This is a genomic window from Halomonas sp. hl-4 (assembly GCF_900215475.1).
Classification (GTDB): Bacteria; Pseudomonadota; Gammaproteobacteria; order Pseudomonadales; family Halomonadaceae; genus Vreelandella.
Genome location: NZ_LT907845.1, coordinates 16,381 through 30,991, shown reverse-complemented (window position 1 = coordinate 30,991; position 14,611 = coordinate 16,381). Strand labels below are relative to the sequence as shown.

Sequence of the window (14,611 nt, the reverse complement as noted above, 5' to 3'; positions counted from 1 at the left end):
ACTCCAAACACCCCAAACACACAAATGAGGCGCTTGTGAGCGAAGAAATCTGGAAATCAATTGAGGGCTACGAGGGCCGCTACGAAGTCTCAAGCCTTGGCAGAGCCAGAAGCTTAGACAGGGAGACCTTTTACAAAGACGGACGGAAAGGCCGAGTAAAAGGCAGGATACTTAAAGGGGCGTACAGCAAAGCCCATGGGTATGTTGTTATTGGTCTCGACAGCAAAGACAAGCGCGTTCTTCACAGGATAATTGCAGAAGCCTTCTTACCTCCCACTGAATACAAAGAGACCGTTAACCACATAAATGGCGACAAGCTTGATAACAGGGCCTCTAATCTGGAGTGGGCAAGTTATAAGCGAAATAATGACCATGCCCGCGACACCTCGCTAAATTCCCAGCATGGAATTAATTGCAATCTAAGTAAGTTCAGTGAGCACACCATTAAAGCTGTTAAAAACGTGGCTGCCCGCTTTGGACTAAACAGCACAGAAATAGCAGAGCTGTTTGATATGTCAGAAACTCACGCAAGGTTCATTTTGCAAGGTAAGACCCGCAAGAGAGGTTAGGCTCCGGCGCCTCACGGCGGGGGAAATTGGTAGCGGGCAGTGGAGTCGAACCACTTACCTCCGGGTTATGAGCCCGGCGACTTGCCGTCTGTCTCGCCCGCTATAGACACGAAAGCCCCGCCAGATACTGGCAGGGCCTCAAATGAAAACGCCCCGGCTCAAAGCCAGGGCGCAAAATGGGATAGTGGGGATATTATGGCTCAGCGGTGCCCACTGTGCAAGTTATGGGCTCTTTATGATCTGTTCTAACGCTACCTGCATCGTGTACGACATATCGCGCTCAATGCGAACCAGCTGACGAAGCGTGCGAGGTGTCACGCCAAGCCGTTCGGCAAGCTCTTTTTGTGAGCCTGCCACGGCAATGGCTTGTTCGATAAGATCCGGCGCGCTGGCCGGGTCGTGGTGGGTGAGGGCGTCGATCATTTAGATAATCTCGAATTCAGCTTCAGCGATGTATTTTTCCCAATCAATTTCTCCTAGGTCTTCCACATCGGATTCTTCGTCGGGAACCATAACCAGCATTTCGAGTTTCGCCTCAATTCCATCACTATCAAAATATACGGATGCTGAAAACTCTGTATGTCCGTTACCTGTAACACGATTTGTAAAATCAAGCTCAGCTGCTTCTACTTGAGAGACTAACTCAGCGCTTGTTTCTTTGATTGCCTGTTCGCGTGAAATTTTCATGGTATTTACTCCGTTGCGTTTGGTGTTTGTTTCTTCGATCACCAAACTTTAGGGGAAATTATTTCCCCTTGCAAGGATTATTTTTATTATCCATTTGTCTAAGCCGCTTTAGTTATCAACGCCGCCACCGGTGCCAGCGCTTCGCACTCCCATCTATCCAGCACATCGAGTAGTCGTTCCCACACGCCGCCCCAACATGCACGCCCGCTGCGTGTCCAGCGACCAACGTCCACCTCTTCCCCATGCTCCTGCTCAATCCATGCCGCAATCCTGCGCGGATTATGCAGCCCTGGCCGATTGTACGGGTACGTGGTCTCAGCGTGGTGGTAGATAGCCGCCGACACGATCCATTGCAGCTGCCGCGCTGCCTCAGCTGGCGGGTAGTCGCTCTGCCCCTGCCCTGGTAATCGCATCTGCATGCCGACGTGCATCAACGCGGTGTGGATCCATTCGCGGTCATTTGCTAGTTCATCTCGCGTAAATGGGCCAAAGCAGTAACGGGCCAGCGCTGCTAGGTGTTGCGGCTGACGCTCAACGGCGCTGATGACCTGCCCTGCTTCCAGCCCGTTGCATATCCGCCAGTCGTTGTTGTTGCGTTGCGTGGTCTGCACCTGAGCGCCCATGCGGGCTATCTCCTGGGCATACGCCATGACGCTGCCGCGCTGTTCGTGATACGCCTGAAAAATCATGCTGCGTGCTGAGTCATATCGCATCACTATCCCCTACTGTTGCGCTACTGTTGCGTTTTCGTTGCGTTATGCCGCTTCTGTTGCGTTTTGTTGCGCTGCCGCGTTGCGCGTTCTTCTTCAACCACTTCATTCCAAACGCTTTTTACCCGCTCCGGTGTTGCGTGCGGAAACCGCTTTACCCACTGAGCGTGCACGGCTCTACGCTGAGCTTGTGGTACCTTGAGCATTTGCCGAGCGACGTACTTGATTTCGCACTCCCGCGCCCATTCGTGCCACTCTGGCGGGTAGCCGTTCTCGCCGCCCATTGGGCTTCCGTCTGGCCATGCGGTGGGGCGCTCGATCATCGCCACACCATGCGTACGCAATACAGACCGCTGTGGCCAGCTTCGCGGCATTCAGTCCATATTGAGACGCTAATAACCGCGATAAGCGCGAAGATGCTAGCCATCAGGGCTAAAGCCATTACTTTTTTTAGCGTTGCCTTCACGCGCTATCACCTCCCACGCCTTTTTGCTCCCACTCGACAATCTGGAATTGGTCGATGGTGTATTGGCCGCACCCTGGGCACGGAAATGAATAACGGGCGCGCTCTATCTGTATCTGATCCATTAGGCACCCACAGCCTGGGCAGCACCGCCGCTTTACGCGGGTATTCAGTACTCGCTCTTTTTCGCTCACGCTGCCACCTCGCTAACCGGAATGATCTCTACCCAAACGCCGGTATGCGCCTTGCGATCAATCAGGGCGGGCGTATTGGTCACGTTGCGCACGTACTCATCGGTGTCGTCATGCAGAAAACCTGCTTTCACCAAGGCGTCCTCGATCAGCTTTGCCGTCATGCTGTTATTGCTGGTGTCGCGTTTGCGAGCGCCTTTGCCGAGTTGCGGGGTAAATACCAGATCAACGCGGCCCGTTATCGGCGTGGGGATATCGACTTGCTGGATAGCAGCCTTAACCGCGATCACTGCATCGTCTTTAGCCTTTTTGCGCTTTGCCCAATGCAGCCCGGCATAGATCGCATTGGTGGATGGCCCCAGGTATGGCACGAATAAGAACATCAGTGGCTCCAATTGCGCTTGATATGCTTAATTAACGGCCAGACAGCGACCAGCGGCCACGCGACGGCGATAAAAAACCAGTCACGAAAAAGCCAGCGAAACGGCTTGCGGATGTATATACCCAGGCATGGCCGGTACATATCGTGACCATCGTCGTGATAGAAATAGAGCACCGTTAGTGCGCCAAAAATCCAAACTGCGATTGCTGGGCCCATGGTCAATCGCCCTCCGCTTCGTGGTGACGGCCTGCGATCAGCTCATCAGCCACTACCCCAGTAGCGGCATCCCATTCATCTAGGATCATTTGCATGTACACCTCGCCCGGCTTTTCGCCCGGCTTTTCGCCCGCCTTTATTTCCCCGCCCATGCGCTCCATGCGGCTAGCGGCGCGTGCCATGCGCTGGCCGGCCTTGCTGCTAATCGTGATCACAGTGATACCTCGATGCCGTATTGTTTGTTGACTCGGGCTATCTCGCGGTCTAGTGCAAGAGCCGCCCTGCCAATCAAATGCCCTTGCTCCTCTGGCGATAGATGCGTCTGCTCATTGGCTACATGCACGCGCTCAATCGCCACTCGTATCGGGTCGTTATCAGGCACGCCAGCACGGAATAACTGAACTGAGAGGTTCATGCGGCCTCCTTGCTTTCAATAAACGCCAGTGCTTTGCGTAACTGATCGGCGGTGTCGCCGGTGAATTGCTTCAGGCCTGCATGCAGCGTGCGCCTCAGCCATATCGGCTGGTATCCATGGGTATCTGGCTTTTGGTGCATCCATGCGTGATGCTCGCGGCACAACGGCATAGCGAATGAGTCGGGCGCGGTTAACCCCATCCCTGATAGTCCCCAACCGAGGCCGATGACGTGATGCGCATCGCATGGCTTCTCCATACACATGCAGCACGGCAGCGAGCGCACGAACGCCAGGTATTGCTCGCTACGCCAGCGCTTGTCGGTGCTCTGCTTGCGCGTGGCTTTTCGCTTTATAGGCTTGCGGGCCATGGGCGTCTTCGTCTTGAGCGGCGACTTTCGCGCCAGTGGGGTGCGCTTCATGCTGCCGCCTCCTTGTAACTCTCGTAGACTGCGAGCGCGGGCTCACTCCAGTTGACGCCCAGCTCGACGCCAGTGGCGTACAGGAACTCGATGAACGCCGCTGCCTCAGCCTTGCGGAACTTAGTCGTGCTGGGGCGGACGTATACCGCTTGCTTGCTTTTCCAGTCCCAGACTTTCTCGCCTGGCTTTGCCAATGGCTCGCCCTGCTCTTCCATTTCAAGCGCGAACTGATTGACTAGGACGGCTTTAACACCATCCGCCGAATAGCCCCTGAAGCACTGGTAGTGAATGTCGGCGATCATGGCGTGGAACTTGGCGTTTTGACTCAACTCCCGGGCGGCATAGCGAACTTCTATTTCTACCGCTCCCTGCTGCACGCCTTTCGCCACCGCTGCATTGGCTCGAGCCATGGCGTATTCTCGCTGCTGCTCACTCGCAATCGGGATAACTAGGCCTTTACCCATGCTGACCTCCCGCGTCTTTCAGCACGCGCTGCACGCCGCCCTTACTGCATCCCATCACCGCAGCAACGGCCTCGAGTGATAGCCCTTCGCCGCGCAGCTCGACAATGCGGCCGGCATCCAGCTTGGTGTGCTCACGTTTCACGCCCAGGCGGTGCGCCATGCTGTAGATATGGCGATGGTCGCGCTCGAGCTTTTCGGCGATCTGGTGGATATCCCATTCAGGATCTGGGTACGTCTCGGCGACGAACTGCATTTCCCAGGGCTCCCAAGGGGTGTGTGATGGATTCATCGCCCGCTATCCCCCTTGCTCGCCCAATAGAACAGCACCGCTTGCGCAACGAGCGTAACGACGATGCCGATACCGATGCCTGCGAAAAGCTGCCACGTCATGCCGCACCTCGCTTGCGGTCTTCCGCCTGCTTGATAAGCTCCTGGCGCCGCGCATCCTCTTTGCGGCGGCGCTCTGCCTCGGCTTCTGCTTTCGCGTCGGTGTCGTCGTCCAGTAGCGAACGGAGGTGCTGGATATTCGCCTGGACGCGGGCCTTTTCCTCCGGTGGGGTTTCTGCATCAGGCTCTTTGAAGCCATGCGGCGACGGCAGCAAATGCTCTACCTGGGGGGCTTCCATTCGGCCTTTCTTGATGGCTTCGCTGATGGCATCCTGGCGACGCTCAGGGCTGTAGCCGAGTGATACCTGCCACTTGGGCGTGCGGCCTTCCGCTTTTGCCTTGGAAACCTCGCGCTCATAGGCGCCTATAAACGCCATCCTGGCGCCTACCTTGTCGCCAATATCCAGCACCGGTCGGGCAGCTCCCATGGCGGTTGCCACTTCCTCTGTCCAGACGATGGTATCCATGTCGTCTTCGCCACTAAGCGCAAGCGCCCATGCTTCGTTTGGCGACAGGAAAGCATCAGCGCTTGGAATGCGCTCAAGAATCGCCGCCAGGGTGAGGCGACCGGATATCTCCGAACGGCAGCGCGCCAAGGCCTGCTCGACTTCCCCACGCTCGTACTGGCGTAGATCACGGATCATCAACGAGGCGGCGGCTGGCTTGATCTCGCTGCCCAGCACTTCGGCGGTGGCGTAAAGCTGTTCGAGTAGTTCTTCAGCATCGATCTTGGTCAACATCAGTCGTCTCCCCAGCCGGAGGCCAGCAGGCGCTTGGCTTCGTCAACGTTGCTCAGGTTGGATTGCGTCGAATCCATCTGGCGGGCGCGGGTTTGGGTCATCTGGCTGCCGGTCTGCATCTGCGTGGCAATGGTTTCGCAGTCCTGAAGCATCAGGCCAACCGGGTGCCCCTTGGTGACGTAATACTGGTTATTCATGCGCAGGTAGTACGCCGCTACAGCGGGAGCAAGCTCCTTGCCAACCCGGTCAACAAGCTGCGATAGCTGCGCTGCGATGCGGGCGTTCCAGACAGGCCACACGCTGTAGCGCTGGCGGTAAGTCACTGCATAGTTGGCCCAGGGTTTGAACGTGCGGGCCTTTTGGTTTTTCGGCCCAGGCATGTCGGCAGGAATGGCAACGCGAGGTTGATCGTCATCGCTATCGTCAAGCTCCCCGCTGATCGGCTGCGCAGCGGGCGAAGCCCCTGCCGCAACCTGATTACTGGTTTCCTGACTGGTACCCTGATTACTGGTACCCTGATTTGTCGGAGAATTTTCCGACCCTGGCTCGGATATTTTTCCGACCCTGCTCGGATATTTTTCCGACCCTGCTCGGATTTGATTCCGACCCTCTTCGGGCTTGCTCGGATATTTTTCCGACCCATCTACTTTCTTGTTCCACGACTTGCCTTTGTCGGTCAGCCTGACCAGCGTGATTGCCGTCGTGCTGGATAACTCGATGACGCCCTTGTCAGCCAGCATCTTTAGCTGCCGATAGGCGGTATCCGGCTTGTCGGTCAGAATGGGCAGTTCGTCTACAATCTTCTGCTTCGAAAGGGCGTAGAAAACACCCTTGTCAGTGGTCAAAGGCTTGGCCCAGGACGGCACTTCATAGACGAAAGCAAACAGCATGGAAAGGGCGGCATTGAGCCCCCATTCGTGCGCTTTAGCTTGATTGACAGTGACGGTAAATTGCATGGCTAACCCTCCAACGTCGAGGCGATCATGCCGATGCTTTTCATCAGCTCGATGTTGTCCTGGACGCGCTTTTGAAGCGCCTCGCTACCGCCGTCATGCTCCTCAAAAAACTGCCGCTCGAAGTCGGCCATATCCATGTCACGGCTATCGAGGTGGCGCTGGATGATTTCCAGCTTCTCAAGGATCATGTCGGCAAAGGCGGTGCTGGTTTTCTTGGCGGGTTTGGGCTTGCGGGCGGATACCTGCTCGCCTGACTTGGCGCGCTCGATCAGCGGGGCACGCTCCTCTTTTGGCATGGACTTGAGGGCATCCAGCTCCACGCCTTTATCGAGCGAGGTGCCGGTAATGGCGTCGAGGTCATCGCCCAGGGCATCGGCGCGGGAAACGTGGCGGTTGATGTCTTGCTTGCTCTGGCCGGTGCGCTCGGCAGTGTCGGCAGCAAATTGCTTACTTTGGGGGGGCGGTTTTTTATAGCCAGTTTCAGGTGGAACAAGTTGTTCCACCTGATTTTCGACCTGTTCTGCCCTGTTACCAGGATGCCGCTGCTCCCATAGCGCCTTCCTACGCTTGATGGCGGCGGCACGCTGTGAGGCGGTCAGCTCGGCACGAATCAGGTTCTCGTCGATCTCGCGCATCTCTTCGTCCCAGCGGTCCTCACCTGGCAAGACGAATGCTTCGATTTCTTCCCAGCCCAGGGCGCGGGCGGCGGCAACGCGGTGATTGCCAGCCACGACCATATACCCATCGACGTAGATGCCCCCGTCATAGACGGGAGCCTTGCGAACGGTGATAGGCTGGATCAGCCCCAGCTCCTCAAGGGAGCGGGACAAAGCGTTGACCGTATCGGGGATGGTGGGGCGGCTCTCGGAGAGGTTGACTCTCCGTAGCGGCACGGATGCAACTTCTCTCACTTGGCACCTCCTTTGCGCATCGGGGTGCCCTGGATGACAATGTCGCTCCCCTCGATGCACTTGATGATCTTTAGGTCGCGCCCTTCAAAAAACGCATTCCAAGCAACCGCTGGTTGCTGCACTGATTGACGTGTAGAGCCATGTGCGATGCTACGGGTAAGCAAGTCGGTCAAAAGGCGAGAGCGCGGGTCGTGCTTGCGAAGGCCATCGTTTTCGGCCATGCCTTTCCAGAAGCGCAGCGCCTTTTCACGGGAGTGCTTGAGCGTGTAAAGGGCGACGGCCATCGTTCCCGCTCGGCGCAGTTTTGCGCGCAGGGGGGCGTCAGCAATCGCCAATACTTCATCGAACTCACGAGCCTCGCGCTCCCAATAAGCGGCCTTTTCGCTTCGAAAATCGAACTGGCGTAATGGCTCCTTTCCGCTACCGCGCAGCTCTGGTTCCATGCGGTTTTCAATAATGGCGACCGCTTTAAGCAGCACCTCAGCCGTCTTAAACTTGATCCCGATGATTTCGGCCAGGCCGGATGCCGATAGCAATTCTGACTCTGTACGGCTTGAGTCCTTCATGTCACAAAGGGCGTACAGACGCTTGAGGTGTTCGTCATCGCGCGCATTTACCAGCTTGATACCGGTTGGCACGGGCGCGTCATGGGTGTAAATCGCATACAAGCGATGCTGCCCGTCAATCAGCACCATGGCGCCATTAGGCAGAACGGCGATAAGGATGGTGGACATTTGCGCGTCCCACGTGCCGGACCGAATGGCGTTGAGCCTTGCTTCAAAGCGCGCCTTCTTGACCTTCCGCTGACCTTCAAAATTAAGCTCGTCAAGGATGCGCCAGGCGATACCCGGCGCTAATGTCACAATCCCGTTATCTGAGCGAGCAATCATTGAGTAAACGATCTTCGTGAGATCGCTTTCGCCGCTTTGCTTGTCGAAAAGGTCTTTGCTGTTTACAATGGTCATTAGGTTTTCCTTGTTGCAGTGATGTTTAAAGCCCGGTTCTCGCTCCCCAGCGCGCCGGGCTTTTTCGTTACTTGACTGCCTTCAAGGCAGCCCCCGTTTTGTGCATCGCCTCGATGCGGCTCATTACCGTGTTGCCAAATACGGCCAGCTCATGCCGCTGTCGCTTGATCTCCTCCATTTCGCTTGCGTCAATCTCGCCATCGCGCTGCGCTTCTCGCACCACGGCCATGAATCGGGCGGCTTGCTCTTGCTGATCGAGCAGCAATTCTCGAATCTCGCCCTGGAACTCGCTGGCACCAGACGGCAGCGGGGTGGCCACCATGTCCAGGTCTTCCATTGCGCGATCAATGCAGCGTGTATCTTTCAGCGTGCGGTTGATGCGGAAGAAGTCGGCCAGGGTCAGGCTGACGCCACTGTCGGGGTCGAGCTTCTTGTAAAGCCGCGACTCGGACATATCGAGCTGGTACGCCAGCTTCTTGATGCCGTACTCGAATGCCGCTTCTCTCAAACCTGCTGTGTATGCATCCATGGGTTAAACTCGCTTAATCGGTGGCCTCTATATCAGGGAGATAGGGCGCTAAACTGATGGTGTGGTTAGGCGGCAACAGCGCCGAAAACGTCAGGCCGTAGCTGGTCGGCCTTGATTTTCCCCTTGGTGGCTTTCACGACAGCCATAACGCGGGCCGCAGGAACAACCTTCCACTGAGAGATAGCTTGGGAGCTGATCCCACCGATGGAGCGGGAAAGAGCAACCGGGCCGCCAGCGAGGCGAAGCGCCTCTTGCATTGCTTGTTCCGGGGTCATAAGGAAATCCATGCTTAACGTAATTCATCAGAGTGTAAGCCATACTTACCCTATTGGGCAAGCCATTCTTCCGTTGCCTGATGTAAGCAGCCCTTTCAAACTAAGAGGCGACTATCTGCCTATTGGTGAAGGGATGAACGAAGACGAGAGAGTCGGTCAACGGATCGTGCGTGCCAGAAAAGAGGCGGGGCTTACCCAGCAGGAGTTAGCCACGAAGCTCGGCTTATCCAGGCCCGCCGTTGCGCAGTGGGAGAAGGGGCGCACCAGCCCGTCAGCCGAGAATTTGCGCAACGTCGCCACTGCCACAGGCAAGCAGCTCATTTATTTTTTTACGGGCGCTGGCGTCAATACCGATGAGTTTGAAGAGGCGCCCAAGATGCGCGGCCAGGTTCCCGTTATTAGCTGGGTTCGGGCTGGGGCGTGGACTGAGCCTTTCTGCGCAGTAGAGGAAGACGACCTTGAATACTACCCGGCGCCGCCTACGTGCGGGCCGCGCGCTTTCGGCCTGCGGGTGCGAGGCGAATCCATGATAGAGGTATACCCGCCAGGCGCATTGATCTTTGTTGACCCTGATGTCGAGCCCATATCCGGTGATGACGTTGTTGTTCAGTGCGAACGGCATGGGGGAGCTGAGGCCACTTTCAAGCGCTACATTGTCGAGCCAGGCGTAGGGCCAATGCTCAAGGTTTTAAACAAGGACTGGCGCGAGCAATACATGGACTTCTCGGAAGATTGCCGGATTGTTGGCGTCGTCATGGCCCAGATGACGCTCCGAAAGTAATAACCCCTCCGAAAATAAGCAGCACTAACACAGCCCGCCATTGAGCGGGCTTTTTTGTGCCCTGAGAAACAATGGCTTACTTAATTTATGAAAGTTTCTCTTACTTTTTTGTTGACGATGAAGGTAAGTATGGCTTACATTAAATCCATAGCAACGCAGCAAGACCCGCACCACCGGGCAACGTGGAGTTCTTTAACAACATGCCAACCCATCCCGACGTAGGGGATTGCATCTCACGAGATCGCGATGGGAGTACGCCCAACCGAGGCTGTCGAAATATCGGTGTTTGCCCATTGGCGACAGTGGGCATTCGGAAGGGAGCGGAGTGCCTAGCATCTCCGGCGTTCACCGGATAGCGGCGAATAAGGTAGGCCAGAGGCCGAGAATAACCGCCCGCTTCCTTCACGAATCACACAGGAGAGCGTTATGAGCGAACGACAGCAATTGCAGATAGCGATGGGCGCTTTATCGCCACCGCTGAAAGAGCAGATCGAACAGCAAGGCGGCGTTATTAACGAGAAGGAATTGGAGCGCTTGCAGCGCCATTGTGACGCGGTAACCGGCCTTTACATCGCCAGCTACATACCCGCAGGCGTGGCCGAGAAAGCACGCCAAAAGATCATGAAGGATATCGCCAAGGCGGTTTCGTAGCGCACGACAACAGGAGGTGGGTATGGATAAGCAAGAGTGGATTGATAAAGCGATGAATCGGCTAATAGAGCGCGGTTTTGAAGATGACCCAAATACAATGGGATACGCAGAGTCTTTGTATGACTCCACTGCTGTCGAGTACGGCGACGACCCGGTTGATGTTGTTGATCAAGAGCTGACGTATTACTGAGCACCACCCGTTCCGCTGGGTAAACGCGGCCCAATGCCCCGGCAGAGGCTGAGAATATCTGTCCACCGGGGAGCGCCTTGGTTCAGTGCCTGCATTCAACCAACTGCGGACATCGACATCTTCACAGGGCGCTCCACCGATGCTTGCCATGGCATCGACTCCTTGCATACGGATATGCCTTTGCCCGCACACGCGGGCTTTTTATTGGCATGGCCTCTTACCGAGTCGCCATGCCCGCGCCGCTTCATCCCGCTAACTCAAGCCGTTGGCACTGCGAGAGTTGCCGAGGCGGCGCGCCTAACACCAGGAGGCTTTATGCAATCACTACCTACCCGAGGATTGAGCAAGCAAGAGCTGAATACCCGCAACGACAAGCGCGCCGCATCGCTCTACTGTCGGCGCCGAGAGATTGAGCGGCGTAACGAGCAGAAGGCGCTGGAGCGGCAGACCAGGGAGTTTTGGGAATGATGCACCGCTACCTACTCCGTGAATACCACGAAGGCCGCATCGTTCCACGCAATGATCGCGGCCTTTTTCATGGCCTGCGTTTGGCAAAGCAGGAAGCCAAGCGGCTGGGCTACCCACCCCAGTTAATCAAGAAGGTAACGCGACATGAACAGGAAAACGCTTAGCGCCCTGGCCATTGCGGTGCTGTTTGCCGCGTTCGCCATGGCCAGTAGCGACGACTACGCCGAGGAAGAACGGAAACTGATGCGCTACTGCGAGCGAGTCGTCGACTACCACGCAGACAAGGCCATGGGCGTGCCCATCGAGCAGCGCCGTGGCAACAAAGATCACCGAGGTATTGCCGCCGAGCAGTGCCCTGGAATGAAGCCAGCGAGGTAATTATGGAAATCATTGCACAGATACACGGCCTGGCCGACGCCATCCAGCGCGATGCCGACCGGCTTATCAGCGTCAACGTCAATCACGTGCCCGCCACCCCGTTTTACGAATCAACCATCAAGGTCATGGTGCTGATCAGTGACTACGCGCACAGCGAGCCGACCTATCACGAAATCTTTGAAGGCGACTCAAGTGGCAAGCACGAAAAAACACTCGAAGCGCTGCGCGATGACCTAGCCACCTGGCTATGCGAGCGCCGCAAACAGTTACGGGAGGCAGCATGAACCGCGAACGCAAAATACAGCAGCGCGCTGACGCCATTGTCGAGGCGGTGCGCGACGGGCAGTCCATGGAAGTCGCTTTATTTGCCGACTATCTGGATAAAGTCGGCGACCTCACCAGCGAGATAGAAGCGCTGACGCCGACGACCACCGTGGCCGATATGGTCGAGGCCTACATCAAGCCGGTCACCGGCCAGCGCGTTTTATCGGAATGGGCGCGCGACGTGGCCGAGAATGACCAGGCGGAAATCGAGGAAGATGAAGCCGAAAGGAGAGCCGCATGAATAATCGCGACGAACAATTAAAGCGGCTGGCCAACGTCAATGAATTCATAACCATCATTGCGAGCATGGGGCGTCGGTTTTTCAACTACACACCCGACGAAGGGCTTGAGCGCTGCGCATGGATGTATCTAGACAAGCATGGACACGTCTACTTCGTAGACGCCTACAGCAAAAAGCGCATCTACACGCACTACTCAGGGCGCTGGAAAAGATTCACTAACGGCGGAACGCTAAAGAGTCTGGTTGAGCTTTTCCGCGACCACATTAAGCGCGACGACAAGATGAACCATCGTTACTTCGAGCCCCGTTGCCCTTGGGGATACCCAGAAGAGTGTTATCCCAAGCTGCGAAGCGCAGCTGTCCGGCTGGGAATTATGGCACCACCTACCAACTAAAAGCCCCTTTCGTGCAGCAACACGTCAGGGGCCAGATTCACAACGACTACGAAGCAAATCACAGGAAGCATACACCATGAGCGAAGAAAACCACCACCTGTCGCTATGGCAACAGGTCGACAAGACGCCGACGACCGCGATCAAGCCCGCAAAAGTCGATGGCCAGCAAATCACCAGCCTCGACGCGATGCACGTCATTGAGACCGCGACCAAGGTGTTTGGTCCTATGGGCATCGGCTGGGGGTATCGCATTGAAGACGAGCGCTACGACCAGGGCGCGCCCATTCACGACGCCAAAAGCGGCAGCCTGCTAGGCCATGAGACGACGCACACCGTCCGCTTGGTGCTTTGGTACAAGTGGCAAGACCAGACAGGCGAGGTCACGCAGTTTGGCCACACTCGTGCCGTATATCGCACCAATCAAGGCTACTGGAAGACCGACGGCGAAGCGCCGAAGAAGTCGGTCACCGACGCGGTCAAGAAGTGCCTTTCCCTTCTCGGCTTCTCGGCAGACGTCTACTACGGCAAGTTCGACAACCAAGACTACACCGAGGCGCAGAACGCAGCGACCCGAATCGCCGTGGCAGAGGATCAAGACGCCGAGATTGAGAAGTGCCGCCAAGAGTATGCCGACTGGCTCAAGCGCGAGTGCGACACCATTCGCGACAAAATCGACCACCCGAAAAGCATCAAGATGGCCGCTGACAGCGTGCTTAACCGCGTGGCTGACAAAGCCAGCATGGCCCGAGTCGAACCAGCCGAGGGTCGCGAAATGATCAGCAAGGCGTGCGAAGAAGGCATCGCCCGCGTCTACGCCGAGAAACAAGCCAAGCAGCCGAAAGAGGAACCCGCCCATGACTAACGAAGCCCTCAAAACCGCCTATAAAGGCGAACTGGTAAAGCTCAACGCCGTAGAGCAAGGCATTGCAGACTTGCGAGAGAAGTACGGCACTGTGCCTGACGTAACCAATAAAGAAGGTTACACGCTGTGCAAGAAAGGGATTCAGGAGCTGACCAGCACCCGAACCAAAGCCGACAAGCTCCGCCTGGAAATCACCGAGCCACACCGCGACTTCATCAAGCAGGTCAATGACTACGGAAAAGAGATTATCGAGCGTATCGAAGCTATTGAGCAGCCGCTGAAAGAAGCCAAGAAAACCGAAGACGAACGCGCTGAGCGCGAAAAGGAAGCGCGCATCGCCAAGCTGCGTGAGCGCATCCAGTCCGAAATCCTGAGCTTTATGGACACAGCTCAAGGGCTGGATTCCACCAGCCTCGCCGAGCTTCACGACGCCGCCACGCAGATTGATACCGACGGGTTCTTTGACGTCACGGCAGAAGCCGAAGACGCCAAGGCCAGCGTGCTCAAACACATCAGCGAACAACACGGCCAAGCGCTGGAACGCGAACGCCTCGCTGCCGAGCAAGCCGAGGTTGAAGCCGAGCGCCGCCGGTTGCGCGAAGAAAGCGAGAAGCGAGAAGCCGAGCAGAAAGAACTGGAAGAGCTGCGCCGGTTTAAAGCTGAGCAGGAAGTCGAAAAGCAAAAGCGCGAGGCTTGTGAAGGCGAGGCCAAACGCCAAGCCGAGGAAGCCGAGAAGCGCAAACCGGAACCGAAGCCAGAGCCCGAACCGCTACCCGCAGCCGCCGAGCACAAGCCGCTGGACACCAGCCGCCTAAGCACCGCTGCCGACAACTTCCAGCGCGGCAGCCAAGTGAAGACGCCGGAAGAAGTCACGATCAGCCGCAAAGAGTACGACCGCTTGCTCGAAGCTAAGGCCAAGCTGATCGCCCTCGAAGCCGCGGGCGTCGATAACTGGTCAGGTTATGACGACGCGATGCAGCAGCTAGCCGCTTAAACCCACCCAACACCCTGGGGCCGAAAGGCCCCTTTTCTTTGGAGCATC

29 protein-coding genes and 1 tRNA gene are annotated in these 14,611 nt (G+C 56.7%); 12 read left to right on the top strand and 18 right to left on the bottom strand.

Translation table 11 applies throughout. The features are described from left to right. Nucleotides 1–35: 35 nt before the first annotated feature. Nucleotides 36–569 (top strand): NUMOD4 motif-containing HNH endonuclease, encoded by a 534-nt coding sequence (locus tag CPH17_RS00250; RefSeq protein WP_172898679.1) that lies wholly within the window; start codon nt 36–38, stop codon nt 567–569. Between the two features lie 27 nt (nt 570–596). Here CPH17_RS00250 and CPH17_RS00245 read toward each other — a convergent pair. The 18 genes from CPH17_RS00245 to CPH17_RS00160 form a co-directional block, all read right to left on the bottom strand. Further along, nucleotides 597–671 (bottom strand) — tRNA-Met (locus CPH17_RS00245). A 120-nt stretch (nt 672–791) separates the two neighbouring features. Continuing rightward, nucleotides 792–992, bottom strand: coding sequence for a YdaS family helix-turn-helix protein (locus CPH17_RS00240; RefSeq protein WP_096297726.1), 201 nt, complete (start codon nt 990–992; stop codon nt 792–794). Continuing rightward, entirely contained in the window at nt 993–1,256 is a 264-nt protein-coding gene (locus tag CPH17_RS00235) for a hypothetical protein (RefSeq protein ID WP_096297724.1), read from the bottom strand. 98 nt (nt 1,257–1,354) lie between these two features. After that, nucleotides 1,355–1,969 (bottom strand): hypothetical protein, encoded by a 615-nt coding sequence (locus CPH17_RS00230; protein ID WP_172898678.1) that lies wholly within the window; start codon nt 1,967–1,969, stop codon nt 1,355–1,357. Between the two features lie 20 nt (nt 1,970–1,989). Continuing rightward, complete coding sequence (locus tag CPH17_RS00225) at nt 1,990–2,289, bottom strand: hypothetical protein (RefSeq protein WP_096297722.1); 300 nt, start codon at nt 2,287–2,289, stop codon at nt 1,990–1,992. A gap of 330 nt (nt 2,290–2,619) precedes the next feature. Continuing rightward, entirely contained in the window at nt 2,620–3,003 is a 384-nt protein-coding gene (locus CPH17_RS00220; protein ID WP_096297720.1) for a hypothetical protein, read from the bottom strand. Then, nucleotides 3,003–3,218 (bottom strand): hypothetical protein, encoded by a 216-nt coding sequence (locus CPH17_RS00215; RefSeq protein ID WP_096297718.1) that lies wholly within the window; start codon nt 3,216–3,218, stop codon nt 3,003–3,005. The genes CPH17_RS00220 and CPH17_RS00215 overlap by 1 nt, the downstream gene beginning before the upstream one ends. Nucleotides 3,219–3,220: 2 nt before the next feature. Then, nucleotides 3,221–3,433 (bottom strand): hypothetical protein, encoded by a 213-nt coding sequence (locus CPH17_RS00210; RefSeq protein WP_096297716.1) that lies wholly within the window; start codon nt 3,431–3,433, stop codon nt 3,221–3,223. Continuing rightward, a complete protein-coding gene (locus CPH17_RS00205; protein ID WP_096297714.1) occupies nt 3,430–3,633 on the bottom strand; it encodes a hypothetical protein in 204 nt (67 codons plus the stop codon). Before CPH17_RS00205 ends, CPH17_RS00210 begins: the two co-directional genes overlap by 4 nt. Then, nucleotides 3,630–4,052, bottom strand: a complete 423-nt coding sequence (locus tag CPH17_RS00200) for a DUF968 domain-containing protein (RefSeq protein WP_096297712.1) — start codon at nt 4,050–4,052, stop codon at nt 3,630–3,632. The genes CPH17_RS00205 and CPH17_RS00200 overlap by 4 nt, the downstream gene beginning before the upstream one ends. Further along, a complete protein-coding gene (locus tag CPH17_RS00195) occupies nt 4,049–4,516 on the bottom strand; it encodes a recombination protein NinB (protein ID WP_096297710.1) in 468 nt (155 codons plus the stop codon). The genes CPH17_RS00200 and CPH17_RS00195 overlap by 4 nt, the downstream gene beginning before the upstream one ends. Further along, complete coding sequence (locus CPH17_RS00190; RefSeq protein ID WP_157742928.1) at nt 4,509–4,805, bottom strand: hypothetical protein; 297 nt, start codon at nt 4,803–4,805, stop codon at nt 4,509–4,511. The genes CPH17_RS00195 and CPH17_RS00190 overlap by 8 nt, the downstream gene beginning before the upstream one ends. Nucleotides 4,806–4,902: 97 nt before the next feature. Beyond that, a complete protein-coding gene (locus CPH17_RS00185) occupies nt 4,903–5,643 on the bottom strand; it encodes a hypothetical protein (RefSeq protein WP_096297706.1) in 741 nt (246 codons plus the stop codon). Continuing rightward, the gene (locus CPH17_RS00180; RefSeq protein WP_096297705.1) at nt 5,643–6,599 is read right to left on the bottom strand and encodes a phage replication protein; all 957 of its coding nucleotides are present in this window, start codon (nt 6,597–6,599) and stop codon (nt 5,643–5,645) included. Before CPH17_RS00180 ends, CPH17_RS00185 begins: the two co-directional genes overlap by 1 nt. Nucleotides 6,600–6,601: 2 nt before the next feature. Continuing rightward, nucleotides 6,602–7,510 (bottom strand): ParB N-terminal domain-containing protein, encoded by a 909-nt coding sequence (locus tag CPH17_RS00175; RefSeq protein WP_157742927.1) that lies wholly within the window; start codon nt 7,508–7,510, stop codon nt 6,602–6,604. Further along, a complete protein-coding gene (locus CPH17_RS00170; RefSeq protein ID WP_096297701.1) occupies nt 7,507–8,475 on the bottom strand; it encodes a hypothetical protein in 969 nt (322 codons plus the stop codon). The genes CPH17_RS00175 and CPH17_RS00170 overlap by 4 nt, the downstream gene beginning before the upstream one ends. 67 nt (nt 8,476–8,542) lie before the next feature. Further along, the gene (locus CPH17_RS00165) at nt 8,543–9,004 is read right to left on the bottom strand and encodes a phage regulatory CII family protein (RefSeq protein ID WP_096297699.1); all 462 of its coding nucleotides are present in this window, start codon (nt 9,002–9,004) and stop codon (nt 8,543–8,545) included. A 65-nt stretch (nt 9,005–9,069) separates the two neighbouring features. Beyond that, on the bottom strand, nt 9,070–9,279 hold the full coding sequence (locus CPH17_RS00160) for a transcriptional regulator (protein ID WP_197703503.1): 210 nt from the start codon (nt 9,277–9,279) through the stop codon (nt 9,070–9,072). Nucleotides 9,280–9,289: 10 nt separating this feature from the next. On the opposite strand from CPH17_RS00160, the gene CPH17_RS00155 reads away from it, so the two are divergent. The 11 genes from CPH17_RS00155 (at nt 9,290) to CPH17_RS00120 (ending at nt 14,563) form a co-directional block, all read left to right on the top strand. Continuing rightward, the gene (locus CPH17_RS00155; RefSeq protein ID WP_172898677.1) at nt 9,290–10,060 is read left to right on the top strand and encodes a LexA family protein; all 771 of its coding nucleotides are present in this window, start codon (nt 9,290–9,292) and stop codon (nt 10,058–10,060) included. A gap of 426 nt (nt 10,061–10,486) precedes the next feature. After that, nucleotides 10,487–10,711, top strand: a complete 225-nt coding sequence (locus CPH17_RS00150) for a hypothetical protein (RefSeq protein ID WP_096297693.1) — start codon at nt 10,487–10,489, stop codon at nt 10,709–10,711. Nucleotides 10,712–10,733: 22 nt separating this feature from the next. Continuing rightward, complete coding sequence (locus CPH17_RS19835) at nt 10,734–10,901, top strand: hypothetical protein (protein WP_157742926.1); 168 nt, start codon at nt 10,734–10,736, stop codon at nt 10,899–10,901. A gap of 315 nt (nt 10,902–11,216) precedes the next feature. Next, complete coding sequence (locus tag CPH17_RS19830; protein WP_157742925.1) at nt 11,217–11,369, top strand: hypothetical protein; 153 nt, start codon at nt 11,217–11,219, stop codon at nt 11,367–11,369. Continuing rightward, on the top strand, nt 11,366–11,533 hold the full coding sequence (locus tag CPH17_RS19825) for a hypothetical protein (protein ID WP_157742924.1): 168 nt from the start codon (nt 11,366–11,368) through the stop codon (nt 11,531–11,533). Before CPH17_RS19830 ends, CPH17_RS19825 begins: the two co-directional genes overlap by 4 nt. Then, nucleotides 11,514–11,747: a hypothetical protein gene (locus CPH17_RS00145; protein WP_096297691.1), complete on the top strand. Its 234-nt coding sequence runs from the start codon at nt 11,514–11,516 to the stop codon at nt 11,745–11,747. The genes CPH17_RS19825 and CPH17_RS00145 overlap by 20 nt, the downstream gene beginning before the upstream one ends. Before the next feature lie 2 nt (nt 11,748–11,749). After that, entirely contained in the window at nt 11,750–12,031 is a 282-nt protein-coding gene (locus tag CPH17_RS00140; protein ID WP_096297689.1) for a hypothetical protein, read from the top strand. Then, nucleotides 12,028–12,312, top strand: a complete 285-nt coding sequence (locus CPH17_RS00135; RefSeq protein WP_096297687.1) for a hypothetical protein — start codon at nt 12,028–12,030, stop codon at nt 12,310–12,312. Before CPH17_RS00140 ends, CPH17_RS00135 begins: the two co-directional genes overlap by 4 nt. Continuing rightward, the gene (locus CPH17_RS00130; RefSeq protein WP_096297685.1) at nt 12,309–12,707 is read left to right on the top strand and encodes a hypothetical protein; all 399 of its coding nucleotides are present in this window, start codon (nt 12,309–12,311) and stop codon (nt 12,705–12,707) included. The genes CPH17_RS00135 and CPH17_RS00130 overlap by 4 nt, the downstream gene beginning before the upstream one ends. Before the next feature lie 76 nt (nt 12,708–12,783). Beyond that, nucleotides 12,784–13,569, top strand: coding sequence for a Rad52/Rad22 family DNA repair protein (locus CPH17_RS00125; RefSeq protein WP_096297682.1), 786 nt, complete (start codon nt 12,784–12,786; stop codon nt 13,567–13,569). Beyond that, complete coding sequence (locus CPH17_RS00120; protein ID WP_096297680.1) at nt 13,562–14,563, top strand: hypothetical protein; 1,002 nt, start codon at nt 13,562–13,564, stop codon at nt 14,561–14,563. Before CPH17_RS00125 ends, CPH17_RS00120 begins: the two co-directional genes overlap by 8 nt. The last annotated feature ends 48 nt before the right edge of the window (nt 14,564–14,611 follow it).

What these genes read in the sequence shown, in the direction of transcription:
- CPH17_RS00225 (WP_096297722.1), bottom strand. Translation starts at nt 2,289, where the DNA reads ATGATCGAGCGCCCCACCGCATGGCCAGACGGAAGCCCAATGGGCGGC.
- CPH17_RS00200 (WP_096297712.1), bottom strand. Translation starts at nt 4,052, where the DNA reads ATGAAGCGCACCCCACTGGCGCGAAAGTCGCCGCTCAAGACGAAGACG.
- CPH17_RS00190 (WP_157742928.1), bottom strand. Translation starts at nt 4,805, where the DNA reads ATGAATCCATCACACACCCCTTGGGAGCCCTGGGAAATGCAGTTCGTC.
- CPH17_RS00235 (WP_096297724.1), bottom strand. Translation starts at nt 1,256, where the DNA reads ATGAAAATTTCACGCGAACAGGCAATCAAAGAAACAAGCGCTGAGTTA.
- CPH17_RS00165 (WP_096297699.1), bottom strand. Translation starts at nt 9,004, where the DNA reads ATGGATGCATACACAGCAGGTTTGAGAGAAGCGGCATTCGAGTACGGC.
- CPH17_RS00150 (WP_096297693.1), top strand. Translation starts at nt 10,487, where the DNA reads ATGAGCGAACGACAGCAATTGCAGATAGCGATGGGCGCTTTATCGCCA.
- CPH17_RS00205 (WP_096297714.1), bottom strand. Translation starts at nt 3,633, where the DNA reads ATGAACCTCTCAGTTCAGTTATTCCGTGCTGGCGTGCCTGATAACGAC.
- CPH17_RS00145 (WP_096297691.1), top strand. Translation starts at nt 11,514, where the DNA reads ATGAACAGGAAAACGCTTAGCGCCCTGGCCATTGCGGTGCTGTTTGCC.
- CPH17_RS19825 (WP_157742924.1), top strand. Translation starts at nt 11,366, where the DNA reads ATGATGCACCGCTACCTACTCCGTGAATACCACGAAGGCCGCATCGTT.
- CPH17_RS19835 (WP_157742926.1), top strand. Translation starts at nt 10,734, where the DNA reads ATGGATAAGCAAGAGTGGATTGATAAAGCGATGAATCGGCTAATAGAG.
- CPH17_RS00195 (WP_096297710.1), bottom strand. Translation starts at nt 4,516, where the DNA reads ATGGGTAAAGGCCTAGTTATCCCGATTGCGAGTGAGCAGCAGCGAGAA.
- CPH17_RS00240 (WP_096297726.1), bottom strand. Translation starts at nt 992, where the DNA reads ATGATCGACGCCCTCACCCACCACGACCCGGCCAGCGCGCCGGATCTT.
- CPH17_RS00155 (WP_172898677.1), top strand. Translation starts at nt 9,290, where the DNA reads ATGCTTAACGTAATTCATCAGAGTGTAAGCCATACTTACCCTATTGGG.
- CPH17_RS00220 (WP_096297720.1), bottom strand. Translation starts at nt 3,003, where the DNA reads ATGTTCTTATTCGTGCCATACCTGGGGCCATCCACCAATGCGATCTAT.
- CPH17_RS00170 (WP_096297701.1), bottom strand. Translation starts at nt 8,475, where the DNA reads ATGACCATTGTAAACAGCAAAGACCTTTTCGACAAGCAAAGCGGCGAA.
- CPH17_RS00215 (WP_096297718.1), bottom strand. Translation starts at nt 3,218, where the DNA reads ATGGGCCCAGCAATCGCAGTTTGGATTTTTGGCGCACTAACGGTGCTC.
- CPH17_RS00135 (WP_096297687.1), top strand. Translation starts at nt 12,028, where the DNA reads ATGAACCGCGAACGCAAAATACAGCAGCGCGCTGACGCCATTGTCGAG.
- CPH17_RS00230 (WP_172898678.1), bottom strand. Translation starts at nt 1,969, where the DNA reads ATGCGATATGACTCAGCACGCAGCATGATTTTTCAGGCGTATCACGAA.
- CPH17_RS00130 (WP_096297685.1), top strand. Translation starts at nt 12,309, where the DNA reads ATGAATAATCGCGACGAACAATTAAAGCGGCTGGCCAACGTCAATGAA.
- CPH17_RS00160 (WP_197703503.1), bottom strand. Translation starts at nt 9,279, where the DNA reads ATGACCCCGGAACAAGCAATGCAAGAGGCGCTTCGCCTCGCTGGCGGC.
- CPH17_RS00180 (WP_096297705.1), bottom strand. Translation starts at nt 6,599, where the DNA reads ATGCAATTTACCGTCACTGTCAATCAAGCTAAAGCGCACGAATGGGGG.
- CPH17_RS00185 (WP_096297706.1), bottom strand. Translation starts at nt 5,643, where the DNA reads ATGTTGACCAAGATCGATGCTGAAGAACTACTCGAACAGCTTTACGCC.
- CPH17_RS00140 (WP_096297689.1), top strand. Translation starts at nt 11,750, where the DNA reads ATGGAAATCATTGCACAGATACACGGCCTGGCCGACGCCATCCAGCGC.
- CPH17_RS00125 (WP_096297682.1), top strand. Translation starts at nt 12,784, where the DNA reads ATGAGCGAAGAAAACCACCACCTGTCGCTATGGCAACAGGTCGACAAG.
- CPH17_RS00120 (WP_096297680.1), top strand. Translation starts at nt 13,562, where the DNA reads ATGACTAACGAAGCCCTCAAAACCGCCTATAAAGGCGAACTGGTAAAG.
- CPH17_RS19830 (WP_157742925.1), top strand. Translation starts at nt 11,217, where the DNA reads ATGCAATCACTACCTACCCGAGGATTGAGCAAGCAAGAGCTGAATACC.